At 69.9% G+C, this 19,770-nt stretch carries 20 protein-coding genes; 11 read left to right on the forward strand and 9 right to left on the reverse strand.

The features are described 5' to 3' along the window. Positions 1 to 34: 34 nt before the first annotated feature. The 3 genes from AB0I94_RS31230 to AB0I94_RS31240 all read left to right on the forward strand — a co-directional run bounded on the left by AB0I94_RS31230 (position 35) and on the right by AB0I94_RS31240 (position 1,162). A complete protein-coding gene (locus AB0I94_RS31230) occupies positions 35 to 151 on the forward strand; it encodes an SGM_5486 family transporter-associated protein (RefSeq protein ID WP_107059069.1) in 117 nt (38 codons plus the stop codon). Positions 152 to 330: 179 nt separating this feature from the next. Further along, positions 331 to 555 carry a hypothetical protein gene (locus AB0I94_RS31235; RefSeq protein WP_363313054.1) on the forward strand — a complete coding sequence of 75 codons (225 nt, stop codon included), beginning with the start codon at positions 331 to 333 and terminating at the stop codon, positions 553 to 555. An 88-nt stretch (positions 556 to 643) separates the two neighbouring features. After that, the gene (locus AB0I94_RS31240) at positions 644 to 1,162 is read left to right on the forward strand and encodes a histidine phosphatase family protein (RefSeq protein WP_363313055.1); all 519 of its coding nucleotides are present in this window, start codon (positions 644 to 646) and stop codon (positions 1,160 to 1,162) included. A gap of 91 nt (positions 1,163 to 1,253) precedes the next feature. On the opposite strand, the gene serB is transcribed toward AB0I94_RS31240, so the two are convergent. After that, on the reverse strand, positions 1,254 to 2,468 hold the full coding sequence (gene serB / locus AB0I94_RS31245; RefSeq protein ID WP_363313056.1) for a phosphoserine phosphatase SerB: 1,215 nt from the start codon (positions 2,466 to 2,468) through the stop codon (positions 1,254 to 1,256). 466 nt (positions 2,469 to 2,934) lie between these two features. Continuing rightward, the gene (locus AB0I94_RS31250; RefSeq protein WP_363313057.1) at positions 2,935 to 4,791 is read right to left on the reverse strand and encodes a streptophobe family protein; all 1,857 of its coding nucleotides are present in this window, start codon (positions 4,789 to 4,791) and stop codon (positions 2,935 to 2,937) included. Between the two features lie 264 nt (positions 4,792 to 5,055). Here AB0I94_RS31250 and AB0I94_RS31255 point away from each other — a divergent pair, with 264 nt between their 5' ends. Next, entirely contained in the window at positions 5,056 to 7,665 is a 2,610-nt protein-coding gene (locus AB0I94_RS31255) for an FHA domain-containing protein (protein WP_363313058.1), read from the forward strand. Positions 7,666 to 7,767: 102 nt separating this feature from the next. On the opposite strand, the gene AB0I94_RS31260 is transcribed toward AB0I94_RS31255, so the two are convergent. The 3 genes from AB0I94_RS31260 to AB0I94_RS31270 form a co-directional block, all read right to left on the reverse strand. Continuing rightward, entirely contained in the window at positions 7,768 to 8,478 is a 711-nt protein-coding gene (locus AB0I94_RS31260) for a transglycosylase SLT domain-containing protein (RefSeq protein ID WP_363313059.1), read from the reverse strand. A gap of 290 nt (positions 8,479 to 8,768) precedes the next feature. Continuing rightward, the gene (locus AB0I94_RS31265; protein WP_363313060.1) at positions 8,769 to 9,851 is read right to left on the reverse strand and encodes an S-adenosylmethionine:tRNA ribosyltransferase-isomerase; all 1,083 of its coding nucleotides are present in this window, start codon (positions 9,849 to 9,851) and stop codon (positions 8,769 to 8,771) included. Next, positions 9,848 to 10,564 carry an SDR family oxidoreductase gene (locus AB0I94_RS31270; RefSeq protein WP_363313061.1) on the reverse strand — a complete coding sequence of 239 codons (717 nt, stop codon included), beginning with the start codon at positions 10,562 to 10,564 and terminating at the stop codon, positions 9,848 to 9,850. Before AB0I94_RS31270 ends, AB0I94_RS31265 begins: the two co-directional genes overlap by 4 nt. Positions 10,565 to 10,756: 192 nt before the next feature. Between AB0I94_RS31270 and AB0I94_RS31275 the strand changes: the two genes are divergently transcribed. The 3 genes from AB0I94_RS31275 to AB0I94_RS31285 all read left to right on the forward strand — a co-directional run bounded on the left by AB0I94_RS31275 (position 10,757) and on the right by AB0I94_RS31285 (position 12,985). Continuing rightward, positions 10,757 to 11,902 (forward strand): GAF domain-containing sensor histidine kinase, encoded by a 1,146-nt coding sequence (locus tag AB0I94_RS31275; RefSeq protein WP_363313062.1) that lies wholly within the window; start codon positions 10,757 to 10,759, stop codon positions 11,900 to 11,902. Continuing rightward, complete coding sequence (locus AB0I94_RS31280) at positions 11,895 to 12,569, forward strand: response regulator transcription factor (protein WP_363313063.1); 675 nt, start codon at positions 11,895 to 11,897, stop codon at positions 12,567 to 12,569. Before AB0I94_RS31275 ends, AB0I94_RS31280 begins: the two co-directional genes overlap by 8 nt. 170 nt (positions 12,570 to 12,739) lie before the next feature. Further along, entirely contained in the window at positions 12,740 to 12,985 is a 246-nt protein-coding gene (locus AB0I94_RS31285; RefSeq protein ID WP_363313064.1) for a chaplin, read from the forward strand. Between the two features lie 198 nt (positions 12,986 to 13,183). On the opposite strand, the gene AB0I94_RS31290 is transcribed toward AB0I94_RS31285, so the two are convergent. Further along, positions 13,184 to 13,963, reverse strand: a complete 780-nt coding sequence (locus tag AB0I94_RS31290; RefSeq protein ID WP_363313065.1) for a hypothetical protein — start codon at positions 13,961 to 13,963, stop codon at positions 13,184 to 13,186. A gap of 123 nt (positions 13,964 to 14,086) precedes the next feature. Between AB0I94_RS31290 and AB0I94_RS31295 the strand changes: the two genes are divergently transcribed. The 3 genes from AB0I94_RS31295 (at position 14,087) to AB0I94_RS31305 (ending at position 16,487) form a co-directional block, all read left to right on the forward strand. After that, a complete protein-coding gene (locus tag AB0I94_RS31295) occupies positions 14,087 to 14,884 on the forward strand; it encodes an ABC transporter ATP-binding protein (RefSeq protein ID WP_363313066.1) in 798 nt (265 codons plus the stop codon). A 95-nt stretch (positions 14,885 to 14,979) separates the two neighbouring features. Continuing rightward, positions 14,980 to 15,408: an NfeD family protein gene (locus AB0I94_RS31300; protein WP_363313067.1), complete on the forward strand. Its 429-nt coding sequence runs from the start codon at positions 14,980 to 14,982 to the stop codon at positions 15,406 to 15,408. Positions 15,409 to 15,545: 137 nt separating this feature from the next. Further along, complete coding sequence (locus tag AB0I94_RS31305) at positions 15,546 to 16,487, forward strand: SPFH domain-containing protein (protein WP_363313068.1); 942 nt, start codon at positions 15,546 to 15,548, stop codon at positions 16,485 to 16,487. 61 nt (positions 16,488 to 16,548) lie between these two features. Here AB0I94_RS31305 and AB0I94_RS31310 read toward each other — a convergent pair whose 3' ends face one another. The 3 genes from AB0I94_RS31310 to AB0I94_RS31320 all read right to left on the reverse strand — a co-directional run bounded on the left by AB0I94_RS31310 (position 16,549) and on the right by AB0I94_RS31320 (position 18,583). After that, positions 16,549 to 17,055 carry an HNH endonuclease gene (locus AB0I94_RS31310; RefSeq protein ID WP_363313069.1) on the reverse strand — a complete coding sequence of 169 codons (507 nt, stop codon included), beginning with the start codon at positions 17,053 to 17,055 and terminating at the stop codon, positions 16,549 to 16,551. Positions 17,056 to 17,200: 145 nt separating this feature from the next. Continuing rightward, positions 17,201 to 17,740, reverse strand: a complete 540-nt coding sequence (locus AB0I94_RS31315) for a YbhB/YbcL family Raf kinase inhibitor-like protein (protein WP_363313070.1) — start codon at positions 17,738 to 17,740, stop codon at positions 17,201 to 17,203. 60 nt (positions 17,741 to 17,800) lie between these two features. After that, positions 17,801 to 18,583 carry a sporulation protein gene (locus AB0I94_RS31320; RefSeq protein ID WP_363313071.1) on the reverse strand — a complete coding sequence of 261 codons (783 nt, stop codon included), beginning with the start codon at positions 18,581 to 18,583 and terminating at the stop codon, positions 17,801 to 17,803. Positions 18,584 to 18,742: 159 nt separating this feature from the next. Between AB0I94_RS31320 and AB0I94_RS31325 the strand changes: the two genes are divergently transcribed. Next, positions 18,743 to 19,384 (forward strand): DNA-3-methyladenine glycosylase, encoded by a 642-nt coding sequence (locus tag AB0I94_RS31325; protein ID WP_363313072.1) that lies wholly within the window; start codon positions 18,743 to 18,745, stop codon positions 19,382 to 19,384. The last annotated feature ends 386 nt before the right edge of the window (positions 19,385 to 19,770 follow it).

Genomic DNA, 19,770 nt, shown 5'->3' on the forward strand with positions numbered 1-19,770 from the left:
CGACTCCTCGGACAAAGGGTGCGAGACTCTCCCCATGCCTGTGCTCGACCCGAACCCCCAGAACGGCCAGAAGAAGCTGCTCATCGTGCTCGGCGCGATGCTGGCCATCACCGTGATCATCGGGATCATCGCCTCCATCGCCTCGCCGTGAACTGACCCCGGCGGTGCCGGTGATGGGGCCATGGTGGGGCTAGCACCACCATCCCCTAGGGGGTCAGTGTCAGGGTCAAGTGGGTGGATCACCGGATGTGCTGAGGGTCGCCGGATCCGTACCTTCGAGATGTGCCCGCAAGGACGCGGCACGCAGGACTCGAAGACCACGGAGGCGGCATGTCGGCCCGTTCGCACACTCAGCGCGACCCGGGAGCCCCCAAGGACTCTGCGAGCGTCGAGATCCAGCTTCCGTGGTGGGCGATCGCCCTCCCCGCCATCGCCTTCGCGACCCTGCTCCTGCTGATACTGAACCCCGCCGACGCACACGCGGCGAGCGGCGAGCCGGTTGTCACGCATATGCTCGAGCGCATCCGGGAGACCGTGTCCGGCACGACCCTGTGACCTGGCCCGGCCGGACGCCGTCACCCGTGGTGGGGGAGCACACCAACTCCCTGCGCCCGCTGGCGCGTTTCATGCGAAGCTGGGATGCATGAGCGTCGCAGAACCCCGCAGGATTATCCTCTTCCGGCATGCGAAGGCCGACTGGCCGCAGGTGACCGACCACGAACGGCCGCTCGCGGAGCGCGGCCGCAAGGATGCCCCCGTCGCCGGGCGCAAGCTGGCCGACAGCGGCATCCCTTTCGACCTGGCCCTCTGCTCGACCGCCGCCAGGACCCGCGAGACATGGAAGCTCGCCGTCCATGAGCTGCCGCACAGGCCCAAGACCGTCTACGAGGAGCGGCTGTACGAAGCCTCTCCGGGCGAGCTGATCGCCGTGCTGAACGAGACCCCGGACGACGTGCAGAACGTCGTACTGATCGGCCACAACCCCGGAGTGCAGGGGCTCGCCGACATCCTCTCCGGCGACGCCGAGGGTGACGCCCGTACACGAATGGACCGCCGCGGCTTCCCGACCTCGGCCTTCGCCGTCCTGACGTACTCCGGCTCGTGGAAGGCCCTGGAGCCGGGGGTCGGCACGCTCGTCGACTACTGGGCGCCCTCCGAGTGACTCCCTGACGCACATACACCGATGGCCCCGGTACCGCAGCGGTACCGGGGCCATCGGTGTATGGCGCGACGAGGAAGGTGTCGACCCGACCTCAGTCGGTGTGCGTGTCCGCCGCCTCTACCTCTTCGCGGGTGACCCCGAGGAGGTAGAGGACGGTGTCGAGGAAGGGGACGTTCACCGCGGTGTGTGCGGCCTCCCGGACGACCGGCTTGGCGTTGAAGGCGACACCGAGACCGGCCGCGTTCAGCATGTCGAGGTCATTGGCGCCGTCGCCGATCGCGACGGTCTGCTCCAGCGGGACCCCGGCCTCCTCGGCGAAGCGGCGCAGCAGCCTGGCCTTGCCCGCACGGTCCACGATCTCTCCGGTCACCTTGCCGGTGAGCTTGCCGTCGACGATCTCCAGGGTGTTGGCCTGGGCGAAGTCGAGGCCGAGACGTTCCTTCAGATCGTCGGTCACCTGGGTGAACCCGCCCGAGACGACGCCCACTTGGTAGCCGAGGCGCTTGAGCGTGCGGATGAGGGTGCGGGCGCCGGGGGTGAGGCGGACCTCGGTGCGGACCTTGTCGACGACCGAGGCGTCGAGCCCGGCGAGGAGCTCCACGCGCGCGTGCAGGGACTGCTCGAAGTCCAGTTCGCCGCGCATCGCGGCCTCGGTCACCTCGGCGACCTTGTCCTCGCAGCCCGCGTGCGCCGCGAAGAGCTCGATCACCTCGTCCTGGATGAGGGTCGAGTCCACGTCCATCACGATGAGCCGCTGGGCGCGGCGGTGCAGACCCGCGGCGACGACGGCCACGTCCACGCCGAGCTTCGCGGCCTCCAGGGCGAGGGCGGTGCGCAGCGGCTCGGTCTCCGTGCCGGAGACGGCGAACTCCACCGCGGTGACGGGATACTTGGCGAGCCGGAAGATACGGTCGATGTTGCCGCCGGTCGCGGTGATGCTGGCCGCGATGGAGGCGGTCGACTCCGCGGTCAGGGGGTGGCCGAGCACGGTGACGTGGGACCGGCCGAGGCCACGCGGGCGGTTGTCGCCGATGCCCGAGATGATCTCGGCCTGCATCTTCAGGGACTCGGCCCAGCTGTGGACGGTGGACCGCAGGTCGCCCTCCAGGCCGGCCGGCGGCTCGGTCACGAGCGCGCACAGCACTATGCGGCCACGGGTGACGACCTGCTCGATGTCGACTACGTCGACGGAGTAGGCGGCGAGGGTGTCGAAGAGGCCTGCGGTGATTCCGGGACGGTCCTTGCCGAAGATCTTGACGAGGAGCGTGGGGACATCGGCGGGCTGCGGGGGCTGCGAAGCGCTCATGGTGAGCACACCGTATCCGGCGCCCCGGCCCGGCCGCCGGGGTGGTCCGCGGGCCGGACAGGGCCCCGGGGTGGGCACGGGGTGGCCCACGTCTTCGCCTGCTGCCCCGCCGAGGATCTTTGACCGCCGCTTCACGGCTGATTCCTCCCCCCTCCTACCCACCCGATCGCCCCGTGCTTCGACGGCCCCGACCGGCTGCCGGGTGATCGGGTGGGTGGGAGGGAGACATCCGCCGCGAAGCGGCGGGACAGGAACGCCCCTGCCGGACCCCCCTGCCGGACCCCCCTGCCGGACCCCCCTGCCGGACCCCCCTGCCGGACCCCCCTGCCGGACCCCGCGGTCGGACCCCGCGGTCGGACCCCGCGGTCGGACCCCGCGGTCGGACCCCGCGGTCGGACCCCGCGGTCGGACCCCGCAGTCGGACCCGGCGGTCACGTGACCCCCGCGGTCAAAGGAGAAGCGGCCACTACCGTCCCCTGCCCCCCGAGGGCCCCTGCCCCCGCCCCCGCCCCGGCGGCGGAGGCGGGGGAGGCGGAGGCGGCGGAGGCGGCGGAAACAAGTCCCCGTCGCCCGAAGAGCGGGGCGGCTTCGGCTGCGGCGGGGGAGTGATCGGTCCCACCACCGTCGGCGCCCCGGAGACATCACGCGGCGGCCGGAGGTACGGATTGGTGTCGGGGTTCGCGGGCCGATACGGATCGCTGGGGCTGTACGGCCCCGCGGCCCCGGCCTGCCCCGCACCGCGCTGCCCCGCACCGGCCTGCCCCGCACCGCGCTGCCCCGCACCGGCCTGCCCCGCACCGGCCTGCCCCGCACCGCCCTGCCCCCCACCGGCCTGCCCCGCACCAAGGCGCCCCGCACCGCCCTGCCCCGCCCCCGCCGCCACCCCAGCGGCCGGCACCACCCCAGGCCCCTCCCCGGCGAAGGCGAACGGCGAAACCCGTCCCCCCGCGGCCCCACTCGCCACAGCGAGCAACGCCCCCACCGCTCCCGCCCCCGCACCCCACGCCGCACCGAGGAGCAACGCCATCCCCAGTTGTCCGTGCAGCTCGATCCCCGCCCCGAACGCGTCGAAGCCGAGTACCGACAGCGAGGCGTCCGCGGACACCCCCGTGAGCCACACCAGCAACGGCAGCGCGAGCGCCGTCAGCACGCCGAGCCGCACCGCGCACTGCCCAGCGAACCGCAGGGCGCCCGTCTCGCCACGTGAGTAAGGAGTGCGGGCAGCGGTGAGCACCCCCGCGAACAGGATCATCAGCGCCGCCGCGACGCCGAGGAGCCAGACCCTGCTGTCGAGCTCCGCGAGCCGCCCCAGCGTCACCGCCTCGTTCCCCGCGGCCCCCGACCCCGCCAGAAGGTCGTCCAGCGGATCCGGCAGAAGCTTCGCCAGCTCGCCCGTCGCCTCGCCGTCCCACGGCACGAAGAGTCCGATCGGCACCCCGAGCCACACCCCGTTCGGCGCCCCGAGCAGCGCGGCGCCCGCGATCCGCTTGGGGTGGGCGTCGCCGATCATCGCGTACAGCGCCGCCGCGAGCCCGGCGAGCACCGCCACGAGCGCCACCATGACCAGCGCGGACGCGGCAGGCCGCACCACGCGGTGCACAGCGTCCCACCCGCGCGGCAGCGGCGTACGACGTGAGGCGAGCAGCGCGATCAGCAGGACTCCGATCACCCACGCCGCGCCCCCGAGCAGGGTCGGACCCGTGTCCACGGTGAAACCGACGGCCGCCTTCGCCTGTGCGAGATCACCGAGCCGGTCGGGCAGCAGACCGCCGATGTCACCGAGCCCGTCGGGAAGTTTGTCCGTGATGTCGTCGGGGAGCTGGTCGATCCCCTCGCCGATGCCCTTGTCGATCCCCAGTTGGTCACCGTCGATCGTGATGATGTCGTGACCCGCCCACGCGAGCCCCCCGAGCATCGCGAGAAAGAGGGCGATCACCGTACCCACCCGTGCGGCGAGTTCGGCCGGCGTGATCACAACTCCCGCCGTGCGCAAGGAGCGTAGGAAAAAATACGCAAGGAGGACCGCGCCCGCGAGCCCGACGCCCAGCGGCGCGATGTCGATCGCGGTGGTCGCCTCGGCGCCATCGAGGCCGAACGCCGACACGTCGCCGGACGGGGTGACCGAGCCGCCCGCGCCGAGCGCCACCACGGCAGCCGTCATCGGCCCCAGGGACCCCACCTCGTTTGCGCCGAGAAGATGCAGACCGAGCGCCGCCGTACCGGCCATGCCGACAAGAGCCCAGCTCACGGCGGCGATCGCGGAGAGCAGCACATCGCCCCACCGCACGCCCCTGCCCTCAACCCGCTTCCCGCCGGTCTCCATCTGGACCCCCCGACTCGCACCACGCCACCCGATATACGTGGGATGTGCGCAATGCTCATGATCCGTATGCACTCATGGGCGGTTACTACTCTCCGGGGCGGTTTCTGCCCCGTCAACGGGGCGGTCATGGCGGTGCGTACGCAGTCTTCACAAGGCCCGACTTTCGGTCAGAGGCCTCCGCCTGAAATAGTTCCTCCCGATGTTCGACATCCCTAGACTCCCCATGACGGGGGCTAGCTCGGGGGACAACTCAGTGGGGCTGGAGTGCCGGAACTCGTACTGGAATTGAATGGAAGGACCTGGACGCTCGATCCGTCCAGGTCGTACACCCTCGGACGTGATCCGCAGGGGGATCTCGCGCTTGACGACGCCAGGGTGTCCTGGCGTCATGCCACGATCAGCTGGAGCGGCCGCAGTTGGGTCATCGAGGACCACGGCAGCACCAACGGCACCTTTGTGCAGGGCCAGCGGATCCACCAGATGGAAATCGGCCCCGGCTCGGCCGTGAACCTCGGCAACGCGACCGACGGTCCGCGGCTGAATGTGTCCGGCAGCGCCTCGGGCGCCGCCGCCGTGTCCGCGCCGCAGCAGGCCGCCCATCAGGCACAGGCCGCGCCGCAACACCAGGCACCGCAGCACCACGCGCAGCAGCAGGGCGGACCCGGCTGGGCCGCCCAGGCACCCCAGCAGCAGGCGCCGCAGCACCACGCGCAGCAGCAGATGCCCCAGCAGCAGGGCTGGCAGCAGCCCCAGAAGCAGGCTCATCACCAGCAGCCTCAACAGCCCCAGCAGCCGCAGGTCCCGCAGCAGCAGGGCCCCGGCGCGGGTTCCGGCGGTGTCGCGGGGGCCCCGCCGGTCTACGGAGACCGCAGCCCGACGACGTTCCACCAGCTCTCGCTCGGCCGCAAGATGCGCATCGGCCGTGCCCTGGAGAACGAGCTGGTCGTCTCCGACCTCCAGGTCTCGCGGCACCACGCCGAGTTCACGGCCACGCCGGACGGCCGATTCGAGATCCACGACCTCGGCTCGCACAACGGCACGTACATCAACGGTCAGCCGGTCGCGAAGTCGGGGACGGCCCTCATCGGCCCGAACGACATCGTCAGCGTCGGCCACTCGACGTTCCGGCTCGTCGGCGACCGGCTCGAAGAGTTCGTCGACACCGGTGAGATCTCCTTCTCCGCCCGCCATCTGACGGTGACGGTCGACGGCGGCAAGGACATCCTCAAGGACGTCTCCTTCGGCGTCCCCGAGAAGTCGCTCATCGCGGTCATCGGCCCCTCGGGCTCCGGAAAGTCCACCCTGCTCAAGGCGCTCACCGGCTACCGGCCAGCCAACAAGGGTGACGTCCTCTACGACAACCGGAACCTCTACAAGCAGTTCGCCGAGCTGCGCCAGCGCATCGGTCTGGTCCCGCAGGACGACATCCTGCACAAGGAACTGACCGTCAAGAAGGCCCTCAAGTACGCCGCCAAGCTGCGCTTCCCCTCGGACACCAGCGAGCAGGAGCGCCAGCAGCGCATCGACGAGGTGCTGCGCGAGCTGAAGCTGGACATCCACAAGGAGAAGAAGGTCACCTCCCTCTCCGGTGGCCAGCGCAAGCGCGTGTCGGTGGCCCTCGAGCTCCTCACCAAGCCGTCGTTGATCTTCCTGGACGAGCCGACCTCCGGCCTCGACCCGGGCATGGACCGCGACGTCATGCAGCTCCTGCGCGGCCTCGCCGACGACGGCCGCACGGTCCTCGTCGTCACGCACTCCGTCGCCGAGCTGGCGATCTGCGACAAGCTCCTGGTGATGGCGCCGGGCGGCTCGGTCGCGTACTTCGGTCCGCCGGAGGAAGCGCTCAACTTCTTCGGCTACCAGACGTGGGCGGACGTCTTCTCGGCGTTCGAGAACTACCGCGACTACGACTGGGCGGGCCGCTGGAAGGGCTCGCAGCACTACCAGATGTACGCCGCCGACATCGACGCCGTGGCCGCGCAGTCGGTCCACATGCCGCCGCCGCAGGCGATCAAGCCGCCCAAGCCGCAGGGCTGGGGCTCGCAGCTGTGGACCCTGATCCGCCGCTACACCTCGGTGATCGCCTCCGACAAGGGCTTCCTGGGTCTGATGGTGATCCTGCCCGCGGTCCTCGGCATCGTCAGCGTCGTGATCCCGGCCGACTTCGGACTCGGGCCCCCCAAGCCGCCGTCGAAGTTCAACGGCGACGCCGGAACGATCATGCTGATCCTCGCGGTCGGCATGTGCTTCTCGGGTGCGGCCAACTCCGTACGAGAGCTGATCAAGGAACGGGTCATCTACGAACGGGAGCGGGCCACCGGCCTCTCCCGCTCGGCGTACCTGATGTCCAAGGTCATCGTCCTCGGCCTGATCACGGCCTTCCAGGGCGTCATCATCTGCGGCATCGGCTTCGCGACGCGCGACATGCCGGAAGAGGGCCTGATCATGCCCCCGGCCGTCGAGATCTGCCTGGTCATCATCGCCCTGGGCTTCACCTCGATGATGTTCGGCCTGGTCATCTCCTCGCTGGTGAAGACCGCCGAGAAGACCATGCCGCTCCTGGTGATGTTCGCGATCGTCCAGGTCGTCTTCACCGGTGTGCTCTTCCAGGTCTACGGCTCGCCGGGCCTCGAACAGTTCGCCTGGCTGATGCCGTCGCGCTGGGCCATCGCCGGCGCGGGCGCCACGCTGGACCTCGCCCACCTCATGCCGCCGTGGGACCCGAAGAAGCCGGGCGATCTCGACCCGCTGTGGGAGCACTCGGCCGGCCAGTGGGGCATGAACATCACGATCCTGCTCCTGATCGGCATCGCCTGCGGCTTCGCGGTCGCACGGCTGCTGCGCCGCCACGAGCCGGAGGTCATGCGCAAGTAGCGGGCCCCTGAGAGCGACGAGAAGGGCGGCACCCCTGTGGGGTGCCGCCCTTCGGCGTCTGTCGAGCCTCGGTGAAGAGGTCCGTTGATCAGGAGATCAGGCTCAGTAGGCGCTGTTCACGTTGTCCATCGAGCCGTAGCGGTCGGCCGCGTAGTTGGCCGCGGCCGTGATGTTGGCGACCGGGTCGTAGATGTTCGTGGACGTGCCCTCGACGTGGTACGCGTCGAACGTGGGCTGGATGACCTGGAGCAGGCCGACGGACGGGGTGCCGTTGATGGCGTTGATGTCCCAGCCGTTCTTGGCGTTCGGGTCGCCCGCGGACTCACGGATGATGTTGCGGTGCAGGCCCTCGTAGGAACCGGGGATGCCCTTGGCCTTCATGATGTCCAGGGACTGGCGGATCCAGCCGTCGAGGTTGTTGGCGTAGACCGGCTTGCGCGCGGCGGCACGGCTCGCGGCTTCCTTGGCCTTGCGCTCGTCCTCGGCCTTCTTCTTGGCCGCGGCTTCCTCGTCGGCCTTCTTCTTCGCGGCGGCGTCCGCCTCGGCCTTCGCCTTCGCGGCCTTGGCGTTCTTGTCGGCGGTGTTGTGCTGCTTGATGACACCGGCGTGGACGGCCTGCTGGGCGTCGACGTTCTGCTTGAGGGCCACCGGGGCGGCCTCAAGGCTCTGGGTTTCGGTTCCGGCGTCGGCGCTGCCCGGCACGAGGGAGAACGCGAGGGCAGCGGCGCCGAGCGTGGCGACACCGGCGATCGAGAACTTCTGGATCTTGGTCGGCGCGGGGCGACTATGACCAGGGGTGCTGAGCTTGGGCATGCGGATGGACCTCTTCGAATCGCGGAGGTCGCTCTGGCCGGCGGGGACATTTGCTTACCCGGCACAAACGCCGCGGTGCGAGACCGCGGCGCCGAGCGACGGTGCAATTGTTAGCGGCCGCAAAATTCTGTGGCAAAGCAGTGACGTACGATGCCGGGTAGTGGATCAGGGTGTGCTTTGTCCGGTCTGACGGCAGAGCACCTCCGCCCAAAATGGACTTTCCGTCCACTAGGGACCTTAGTACGTGATGCACGTCCTATGCGCGGGCTCACATCGGACACGTAACAACCTCACCGATAGTTGCCGTCGCAATTCTCTAAGTGAGCAAACTCCTCCGGAAGGAGGAGATGTACGTCGCCGAACTCGTGCCAGAGGTAGAGACGGCGTACGGCCTCCGCGTAACCCCGCTCCACGGCGGCCCGGCCCGCGACCGCCTCCAGCATCAGCAGATGCGAGGCCTGCGGCTCGTGCAGGCCCGTGAGCAGCCCGTCCACCACGCGCACGCCCCGCTCGGGCGTCACCACGAGCTCCGTACGGCCCGCTGCGGCCCGGACCACCCCTTCGGGCCCCGTGGCGGACTCGACCGCGCGCACGGCCGTCGTGCCGACCGCGATGACCCGTCCGCCGCCTGCTCCGGCGGCGTTGATCAGCCGCGCCGACGTTCCGGGCACCGCGAAGAGCTCGGGATACGGCGGCTCGTGCGCCTCGGGCGACGCCACCCCCGTGTGCAGGGTGACCGGCGCGAACTGCACACCCCGGCTCACCAGCCGCGCCACCAGCTCCGCGGTGAACGGCCGGGCCGCACTCGGCATCTCCGCGCTGCCCGTCCCGTCGGCCGACGGCAGCGCGAACACGGTCTGGTGCGCGGAGAGCGGCTGGTCCCTCTCCGTATAGGAGTAACGGATGGGGCGCCCGTGCCGCCGCAGCAGCGAGGGCACATCGGCCGACACCCGGGCCCACCACAGCCGCCCGCTCCCCGGGGCCAGTGGCTCCTCGACGACCAGGCGTACGCCTGCGGGGAGCCGCACGACCGTATGCGCGGGCCCGCCCGCCCGCGCGCGCGTGGTGCCCCTGCCATCCGGGTCGCGCAACTCGACGGCCCACCGTCCGTCGTCACCCCGCGTCGAGAAATGCACCACCACGCGCGCGTGCCCGACGGTTCCGTCGACCGCCGCGGGCAGGGTCGGCGAGGTGTTGACGATCAGCAGGTCCCCGGCCCGCAGCAGCGCGGGCAGGTCCGTGAACGCGTGATGGGAGACCTCCGTCCCGCGCGACACGAGCAGCCGCACCGCGTCCCTGCCGAGCCCCGGGCCACGCTGCTCGGCCGGGACGCGCGCCGCCAGCTCGTCGGGCACCCGCACGGCCAGCGTCATCGCGCTTCCCCAGAGGAAGAGGCGTCCAGCAGAGAAGGAGCGGAGTACCGCCCGCTGGCCGGGCGCTCGTGGAGCAACCGCAGGAGGGCGGGCACCACCGTCTCGGGCAAGGGCCGCCCCGAGGCGTCATCGTCCGGGACAGCCGCCTCGTAGAGATCGGTCCGCATGTCACCGGGATCGACCGCCCACACCCGGAGCCACGGTTCCTCCACGGCGAGAACCGCCGACAGATGATCAAGAGCGGCCTTGGACGCCCCGTACCCACCCCACGTCTCGTACGCCTCGACGGCCGCGTCGGAGCTGACGTCGACCACAGCCCCCGCCTCCGAGGCCCGCAACAGGGGCAACGCCTCTTGCACAAGACCCAGAGCCGCCACGACGTTGGTCTCCAGAGCCTGCCGCAACCCCTCCAGCGTGAGCTCCTCAAGCCGTACGAGAGGCTCCGCGCCCAGCGCGCTCGCGTTGTTCACCAGCAGATCGAGACCGCCCAGCTTGCGCGCCGCGGCCACCAGATCCGCCCGGTGCCCGGCGTCCGTGACATCACCGGCGACGGCCTCCACGCGCGCGCCGCGCCCCGCCAGATCCCGGGCGGCCTCGTCGAGCGCGCCGGCCGTTCTCGCGTCGAGCACCAGACCCCAGCCCCGCTCGGCGAGCGCCGCCGCCAGCGCGCGCCCCAGTCCCTTCGAAGCCCCCGTGATGATCGCTACCGGCATGACATCCGTCCCCTCGGGTCGCCCTGCGTCCGCTTCTCCAGCGGATGACCTCACGGTAGGAACGGGTCCGCTCCAGGCGCCTCGTGCGCCGGCCGCAACAGCGCAGGGCCCTTGGGCCTACGCCCACCGCCCTAGGCGATGGCCATCACAGGTCCGATACGCGCTGTCACACCCCGCCGGTACGGTGAGGCCATGAGTCAAGGTCCCCGGTCCGGCCTGAACGCGGTGAGCTCCGCGCTCTTGGCCATGAGCAGGCAACTCGAGGTGCGCGACGTCCTGAAGACGATCGTCGCCTCGGCCCGCGAACTGCTCGACGCGGAGTATGCGGCGCTCGGCGTCCCGGACGACCACGGCGGGTTCGCCCAGTTCGTCGTCGACGGCGTCAGCGACGAGCAGTGGCGCGCCATCGGCCCGCTGCCCCGCCAGCACGGCATCCTCGCCGCGATGCTGCACAAGGCCGAGCCCGAGCGCCTCGCCGACGTGCGCGAGGACCCGCGCTTCGAGGGCTGGCCGTCCGCCCACCCGGACATGTCCGACTTCCTGGGCCTGCCGATCCGGTACGGGGACGAGACACTCGGCGTGCTCTTCCTCGCCAACAAGAGGTGTCCCAAGCCGACGGGCGGCTGCGGCTTCACCGCGGAGGACGAAGAGCTCCTCACGATCCTCGCCCAGCACGCCGCGATAGCCCTCACGAACGCACGCCTTTACGAACGCAGCCGCGAGCTGACCATCGCCGAGGAGCGCTCGCGCCTCGCCCACGAACTGCATGACGCCGTCAGCCAGAAGCTGTTCTCGCTGCGCCTGACCGCCCAGGCCGCGGCCGCCCTGGTGGACCGCGACCCCTCGCGCGCCAAGGGCGAACTCCAGCAGGTGGCCGCGCTCGCGGCCGAGGCGGCTGACGAACTGCGCGCCGCCGTCGTGGAATTGCGCCCCGCGGCCCTGGACGAGGACGGTCTGGTGGCCACCTTGCGCACGCACACGCAGGTCCTGGACCGCGCGCATTCCGCCGCGGTCACCTTCGAGAGTTGCGCGGTCCGCGCCTTGCCCGCGGCCCAGGAGGAAGCGATGCTGCGCGTCGCCCAGGAGGCGCTGCACAATGCCTTGCGGCACTCCGGCGCGGAAAGCGTCCGCGTGACCCTGGTGCGGCGCGGCGCCGGAGCCGTGCTGCGGGTCTCGGACGACGGCAGTGGCTTCGACCCGCGCGTGATCCGGCGCGCGGGGCGGCACTTGGGCCTGGTCTCGATGCGGGACAGGGCCGGCGGGGTCGGCGGACGGCTGACCGTGGAATCGGAGCCCGGCAAGGGCACGACGATCGAGATGGAGGTTCCCGGTGGCTGACGCTGTGTCCCATCCGAAGCCCGACCCGAAGACGGGCATCCGGGTGCTGCTGGTCGACGACCACCAGGTGGTCCGCCGCGGTCTGCGTACGTTCCTCGAGGTGCAGGACGACATCGAGGTCGTGGGCGAGGCGTCGGACGGCGCCGAAGGGGTCGAGCAGGCCGAGAAGTTGAAGCCGGACGTCGTCCTCATGGACGTCAAGATGCCGGGCATGGACGGGGTCGAGGCGCTGCGGAAGCTCCGCGAACTGGCCAACCCCGCGCGCGTGCTCATCGTCACCAGCTTCACCGAGCAGCGCACGGTCGTCCCGGCCCTGCGAGCCGGTGCCGCCGGGTATGTCTACAAGGACGTGGACCCGGACGCTCTCGCGGGTGCCATCCGTTCCGTGCACGCGGGGCATGTGCTGCTCCAGCCCGAGGTGGCGGGGGCGCTGCTGTCCCAGGAGGAGGCCAACACGGGGCAGGGGAGGGGCGGTTCGCTCACCGAGCGGGAGCGCGAGGTCCTGGGGCTCATCGCCGACGGCCGCTCGAACCGCGAGATCGCGCGGGCCCTCGTGCTCTCCGAGAAGACCGTCAAGACCCACGTCTCGAACATCCTGATGAAGCTGGACCTCGCCGACCGCACCCAGGCCGCCCTGTGGGCCGTACGACACGGTGTGACCGGCTGATTAACGTTTCTGCGCACTCCGTCAACCGCCGAAGCGGGCCGTCGCGTTCCGGGCTGAGATTCATACCGTCGTGTAGATGTCCCTCGTATGGCGCAACCTGCGCGCCGCCCGGCCGTTCTCCAGTGCGTGCTGCGGCGGCTGGCCGCAGCGATCGCTAGGAGGGTCCAGAAGTGAAGAACCTGAAGAAGGCCGCTGCTGTCACGATGGTGGCGGGTGGCCTCGTCGTCGCCGGTGCCGGTCTCGCGTCCGCCTCGGGCGGCGCGCACGCCGACGGCAAGGCCGTGCAGTCGCCGGGCGTCGGCTCGGGCAACCTCGTCCAGGCGCCTGTGCACATCCCCGTGAACGCCGTGGGCAACACCGTGTCGGTCATCGGCGCCCTCAACCCGGCCTTCGCGAACGACGGTCTCAACGCCTGACGCATCCCCCAGGCGCAGCAGTGACTACCGGCCCCTCGAAAATCCCGGGGGGCCGGTCCGGCGTCCTGGGGGCGCCGAGGGGCCGCCCCGTAGGGGCGCGGGGCTGTATCGATATGCGGCTCCGCCGCGTGGGCGCGACAAGCCACGGAACACCCGCGGCCGAAGGCGCACCCAGGAACCGCCCAGGCGCCCCCAGGGCTACCGCTCCCGCTCCTCCACATAAGCGTTGTACGCGGCCACCTGTGCCCGCCGTGCCGTCCGTTCCACCGGCCGGAGCGCCTCACCCCGCGCCGCCATCTCCGAGGCGCTCACGGCCCCGCCATGGCCGTTCTCGTACGCCACCGAGATCAGCAGGCCGACCCGCTGCGCCAGCTCCAACACCCGTACGGCACGTGCCGGATATCCGGGCGCGAGCGCCTCACGCCCGCGCTCCGCCCGCGCCCGGTACGCGTCCACCGCCGCCTCGGCGACCGGCCCCGAGCCCGCGACGTCGAGCCGTGAGAGCACTGCCGTCGCATCCCGCAGCGCCTCGGCGAGCTCACGCTCCGCCTCGCTCAGCGAGGGCACATCGGCGGGCGGCGCCTCCCGAACGGGCAGGCAGTGCCAGAGGACCTCCACGTGCACATCACCGGCGGGCCCCGCCTCGGACACCTCGGGCACGAGGCCGTACGGCGCCCCGAAGGCGACGACCGCCTCCTCCGCGTCCAGGGCCCGCGCGTTGAAGTCGGGCGGCCCGCTCAGCCCGAGCGGATGCCCCGGCGCGGGCAGCGCGACCCGGAACCCGGTCACTCCGAGCGTGCGCAGTCGTCCGAGGGCGAGCGTGAGACCGACGGGCCCCGACTCGCCGGGAAGACCTTCGACCCGGTGTACGGCGTCGTCACCGACGATCGCGAGCACCGCGTCGTCCGGTGAGACAAGTCCGGCAAGAAGGGCATTTCCCCATGCCGCCAAGCGTCCTGAGCGTGGTTCCGAGAGCATGCGTACAGCCTAAGGACCGGGCTAAGGGCTGGAGTGCTCGACCGGTGGCGTAGGTTTTCTCCCAGGGGACTGCGTCCACAGACGCAAGCGAAAGCCGAGACTGCAATGGGAGACAACGCGCTCATGAGCGATGTACTGGAGCTGGAGGACGTATCCGTGGTCCGCGAGGGCCGGGCTCTGGTGGACCAGGTCTCCTGGTCGGTCAAGGAGGGTGAGCGCTGGGTCATCCTCGGACCGAACGGCGCGGGGAAGACCACCCTCCTGAACGTCGCGTCCAGCTACCTCTACCCGAGCACCGGAACCGCCACCATCCTCGGCGAGACCCTGGGGAAGCCCGGCACCGACGTCTTCGAGCTCCGCCCGCGCATCGGCGTGGCCGGCATCGCGATGGCCGAGAAGCTGCCCAAGAACCAGACCGTGCTCCAGACAGTGCTCACGGCCGCGTACGGCATGACCGCCGGCTGGCACGAGAACTACGAGGACGTCGACGAGCAGCGCGCCCGCGCCTTCCTCGACCGCCTCGGCATGAGCGACTACCTGGACCGCAAGTTCGGCACCCTCTCCGAGGGAGAGCGCAAGCGCACCCTGATCGCGCGCGCCCTGATGACCGACCCCGAGCTGCTCCTCCTGGACGAGCCCGCCGCGGGCCTCGACCTCGGCGGCCGCGAAGACCTCGTACGCCGCCTCGGCCGCCTGGCCCGTGACCCCATCGCCCCTTCGATGATCATGGTCACGCACCACGTCGAGGAGATCGCCCCCGGTTTCACCCACGTCCTCATGATCCGCCAGGGCAAGATCATGGCCGCGGGCCCGCTGGAGCTCGAACTGACCTCCCGCAACCTCTCCCTGTGCTTCGGACTGCCCCTGGTGGTCGAGGAGCGGGGCGAGCGCTGGAGCGCCCAGGGTCTCCCGCTCGGCTGACGGCCTACCCGGCACCGGCGCGAACTGCCGGGCCCACGCCGGTCGGTAGATCACGTGCCCTGTGCGGGAAGGTCCCGCGGTCCTACCATGACCATGTGGACATCGACGCATGGGTGTGGTGGCTGATCGGCGCCGCCGCGCTCGGAATCCCGCTCGTACTGACCGCGATGCCGGAGTTCGGCATGCTCTCCGTGGGCGCCGTCGCGGGCGCCGTGACCGCGGGCCTCGGCGGCGGCACCGTGCTCCAAGTCGTCGTATTCGCCGCGGTGTCGGTCGCGCTCATCGCGGTCGTGCGCCCCGTTGCGGCGAGACACCGTGCCCAACGGCCCGAACTGGCCACGGGAGTGGAGGCCTTGAAGGGCAAGACTGCCGTCGTCCTGGAACGCGTCGACGCCTCCGGCGGCCGGATCAAGCTCGCCGGCGAGGTCTGGTCGGCCCGCTCGCTCGACACCGCCGAGAGCTACGAGGCGGGACGCGAGGTGGATGTCGTCGAGATCGACGGAGCGACCGCCATCGTCATGTGACGGCCATCGTCATGTGATTCGACCACGGGGTGTGCGACGGTCTGACAGACTCGACCAGCAAGATCTTCGCCGACCGCGTTCTGGCTCTGCGGATCTGCCGGGGAAAACCGAGGCAAGAGGGGTACGGGGAAACAACGATGCAACCAATCATCATCGTCCTGATCATTCTGGTGGTGCTGGTCTTCATCGCCCTGATCAAGACGATCCAGGTCATCCCGCAGGCCAGCGCGGCGATCGTCGAGCGTTTCGGCCGCTACACACGGACGCTGAACGCGGGCCTGAACATCGTCGTCCCGTTCATCGACTCGATCCGCAACCGCATCGACCTCCGTGAACAGGTCGTACCCTTCCCGCCCCAGCCGGTGATCACCCAGGACAACCTCGTGGTGAACATCGACACCGTCATCTACTACCAGGTGACCGACGCCCGCGCCGCGACGTACGAGGTCGCCAGCTACATCCAGGCGATCGAGCAGCTCACCGTCACCACGCTGCGCAACATCATCGGTGGCATGGACCTCGAGCGGACCCTGACCTCCCGCGAGGAGATCAACGCGGCGCTGCGCGGCGTCCTCGACGAGGCCACCGGCAAGTGGGGCATCCGCGTCAACCGCGTCGAGCTCAAGGCGATCGAGCCGCCGACCTCCATCCAGGACTCGATGGAGAAGCAGATGCGCGCCGACCGCGACAAGCGCGCCGCGATCCTCCAGGCCGAAGGTGTACGGCAGTCGGAGATCCTGCGCGCCGAAGGCGAGAAGCAGTCCGCGATCCTGCGTGCCGAGGGTGAGGCGAAAGCCGCGGCCCTGCGCGCCGAGGGCGAGGCCCAGGCGATCCGCACGGTCTTCGAGTCCATCCACGCCGGTGACGCGGACCAGAAGCTCCTCGCGTACCAGTACCTCCAGATGCTCCCGAAGATCGCCGAGGGCGACGCGAACAAGCTCTGGATCGTCCCCAGCGAGATCGGCGACGCACTCAAGGGCCTCGGTGGCGCACTCGGCAACTTCGGCCCCATGGGGGGCGGCGGCGGTTCGGTGCCCGCACAGGGCAAGGAGCGCCGCGAACAGCCGCCGATCGACTGACGCAAGAAACCCGCGCCCCGAAGGGGCGCGGGGAACTGCGCGCTCAGCCAGGGCCGGGCGGCTACGCGGCAGGCGCCGCCAGCCACTCCGGCAGCGCCGCCAACTCGTTCCGGCCCAGTGCCAGCAGCATGGCGTCCGCGGGAGTCGGCTCAAAGGGCTGCCGCAACAAGGGCATCCCGGCCTCCTCAGGCGTACGGTCCGCCTTGCGGTGATTGTCCGTCGCGCACGAAGCGACCGTGTTCAGCCAGGAGTCCGTACCGCCCTGTGCCCGCGGCACCACGTGGTCCACGGTCGTCGCCCGCCTCCCGCAGTACGCGCACTTGTGCTGGTCCCGTACGAGAACACCCCGCCGCGACCAGGGAGCCCGTCTTCGGAAAGGCACCCGTACATACCTGCAGAGCCTGATCACCCGAGGCACCGGTATCTCGACCGCTGCCGCGCGCACACGGAGTCCGGGGTGGGCGTGCTCGACGACTGCCTTGTCCTGCAGCACCAGCACGACGGCACGGTTCAGCGTCACCGTCGACAGCGGCTCGAAGCTCGCGTTCAGTACCAGCGTGTCCCGCATTTCGCCCACCTCCCGTATCCACACCGACCCACCCCCGGCGGGTCGGGATCAACTTTGGCCGGGCACGCCGAGATGGACAACGCAATAAAAATGCCCGCCCCTGATCACTTCCATGACCAGGGGCGGGCAAACGTTCAGTGAACGCTCAGCTGTCGGCGGGAGCCGCGTACTCGGCAAGGACTTGCGCACGCCCCAGCGTGTGGAACCGGAGGTTGAATCCGACGACGGCAGGCGAAGCGTCGGAGTCCGGCCCGAGCTTCTCCTGGTCCACCGCGTACACGGTGAACACATAACGGTGCGCCGGATCACCGGGAGGCGGCGCGGCGCCCCCGAATTCCTTCGCCCCGTAGTCGTTGCGCACCTGCACCGCGCCCTCGGGCAGCCCCTCGAACTTGCCGCTGCCCGCACCGGTGGGCAGTTCGGTCACCGACACCGGGATGTCGATGACGGACCAGTGCCAGAACCCGCTGCCCGTGGGGGCGTCCGGGTCGAAGCACGTCACGGCGAAGCTCTTGGTCTCCGGCGGGAAGCCTTCCCACCGCAGATGCGGCGAGGTGTTCCCGGCCGCCTGGACCTGAGCGTCCTTAAGGACCGCACCCGGCTCGAAGTCCTCGCTCACGACCGTGAACGACGGCACGGGCGGATGGAAGTCATGCGGAAGCGGCGGCCTCTTGAGCTCGGTCACGTCGGCACCTCCTGGTTGGTTCCTACTCGTCGGCAGCTCTACAGCTCTGCTCTCCCGAGCCTAGGACCAGTTGCGCTTGCTGCCGACCTGGGACAGCCACTCGTTGAGGTACGCCGCCCAGTCCGTGCCCTGGAAGTCGTTCAGACCGACCTTGAACGACCGGAACGAGTCGCTGCCCTCACTGAAGAGGCCCGGCTTCTTGTCCATCTCCAGGATGACGTCCATCTCGCGGTCGTCGGCAACGAAGCTCAACTCGACCTGGTTGAGCCCGCGGTACTGCTGCGGCGGGAAGAACTCGATCTCCTGGTAGAACGGCAGCTTCTGCCGCGTGCCACGGATGTGACCCCGCTCCATGTCCGCACTCTTGAAGCGGAAGCCCAGCTGGACGAACGCGTCGAGGATGGCCTGCTGCGCCGGCAGCGGGTGCACGTTGACGGGGTCCAGGTCGCCGGAGTCCACGGCCCGCGCGATCTCGAGCTCGGTGGTCACACCGATGTTCATCCCGCGCAGCTGCTGCCCGTCGATGGAGGTGACCGGCGTCTCCCAGGGGATCTCGAGCCCGAACGGCACCGCGTGCACCTGGCCCGCCTGAAGCGTGAAGGCCCCACCGAGCCGCAGCTTGGTGAACTCGATGTCCTGCTTCGTCTCCTGGTCGTTGCCCTCGACCTCGACCCGCGCCTGCAGACCGACGGAGAGACCCTCGATCTCCTGGTCCACGGACCCGCCCTGGATCCGCACCTCACCCTGGACGACACCACCCGGTACGACGTTGACCTCGGTCAGCACCGTCTCCACCGACGCACCGCCGGCCCCCAGGCTCGCAAGCAGCTTCTTGAACCCCATGACTCTCCTCCCCAGGCCCCGCCTGTGGTTCGTCTCGACTTGAATCCTTGATCCATACAAACGCGGTGAACCCACATCCGGTTCCGCGTCCTCACCTGGCGATCCGTCCAGCAGGAGACCACCCGCTCACACGGACTCTCTCCAGTACGCTCGGACGCCATGATCGAGGCCCCTGACCGTACGCCCCTTACCCATGACTTCTTTGAGCGCCCTGTCCTCGACGTGGCACCGGATCTGCTGGGCCGCATCCTCGTGCGCAGCTCACCGGAGGGTCCGATCGAGCTGCGCCTGACAGAGGTGGAGGCCTACGCGGGCGAGGCCGACCCGGGGTCGCACGCCTATCGCGGCCCCACCGCCCGCAACAGCGTGATGTTCGGTCCGCCCGGATACGCCTACGTCTACTTCACCTACGGCATGTGGCACTGCCTCAACGTCGTGTGTGGTCCGGAAGGCAAGGCGAGCGGAGTCCTGCTCCGGGCCGGGGAGATCACGACCGGCGCCGACATCGCCCGCAAGCGTCGACTCTCGGCCCGCAATGACAGGGAACTGGCCAAAGGCCCGGCCCGCCTGGCCACAGCCCTCGACGTGGACCGCAGTCTGAACGGCTCCGACCTCTGCGCGGGAGGGGACGCCCCCCTCACTCTCCTCGCGGGCACCCCCATGGACCCCGCCCAGGTCAGCAGTGGCCCGCGTACGGGAGTCGGCGGCGACGGCGCCGTCCATCCCTGGCGCTTCTGGGCGCCCAACGACCCGACGGTGAGCCCCTATCGAGCCCACACGCCCCGCCGCCGCCGAACTTGACGCGGCCCTGGGCGGACCGTAATGTAGTCCGAGCCGCTTGACCCGGGTACGGCAATCTGCCGGCAACCGGGAGCGGCCAACCACTACCTACGACTTCCCCTCAGCGGGGGCGCATTTCGCATGCTCGCATGCCGGAATTCGAACTCGCGGAACTCGATTATGAGTTGCGGAGGGAATCCGCTAACGTAGTGAACACGCCGAAAGGCAAAGGCCCTCCAACGGCCACCGGAAATGAAATCCGAACCGGAAACGGAACGGAAAACGGATCTGGTAAGGTTGGAAACACGAAATACCGAAGGGAAGCGCCCGGAGGAAAGCCCGAGAGGGTGAGTACAAAGGAAGCGTCCGTTCCTTGAGAACTCAACAGCGTGCCAAAAGTCAACGCC

Origin of the sequence: Streptomyces sp. NPDC050147 (assembly GCF_040660195.1) — a bacterium.
GTDB lineage: Bacteria > Actinomycetota > Actinomycetes > Streptomycetales > Streptomycetaceae > Streptomyces.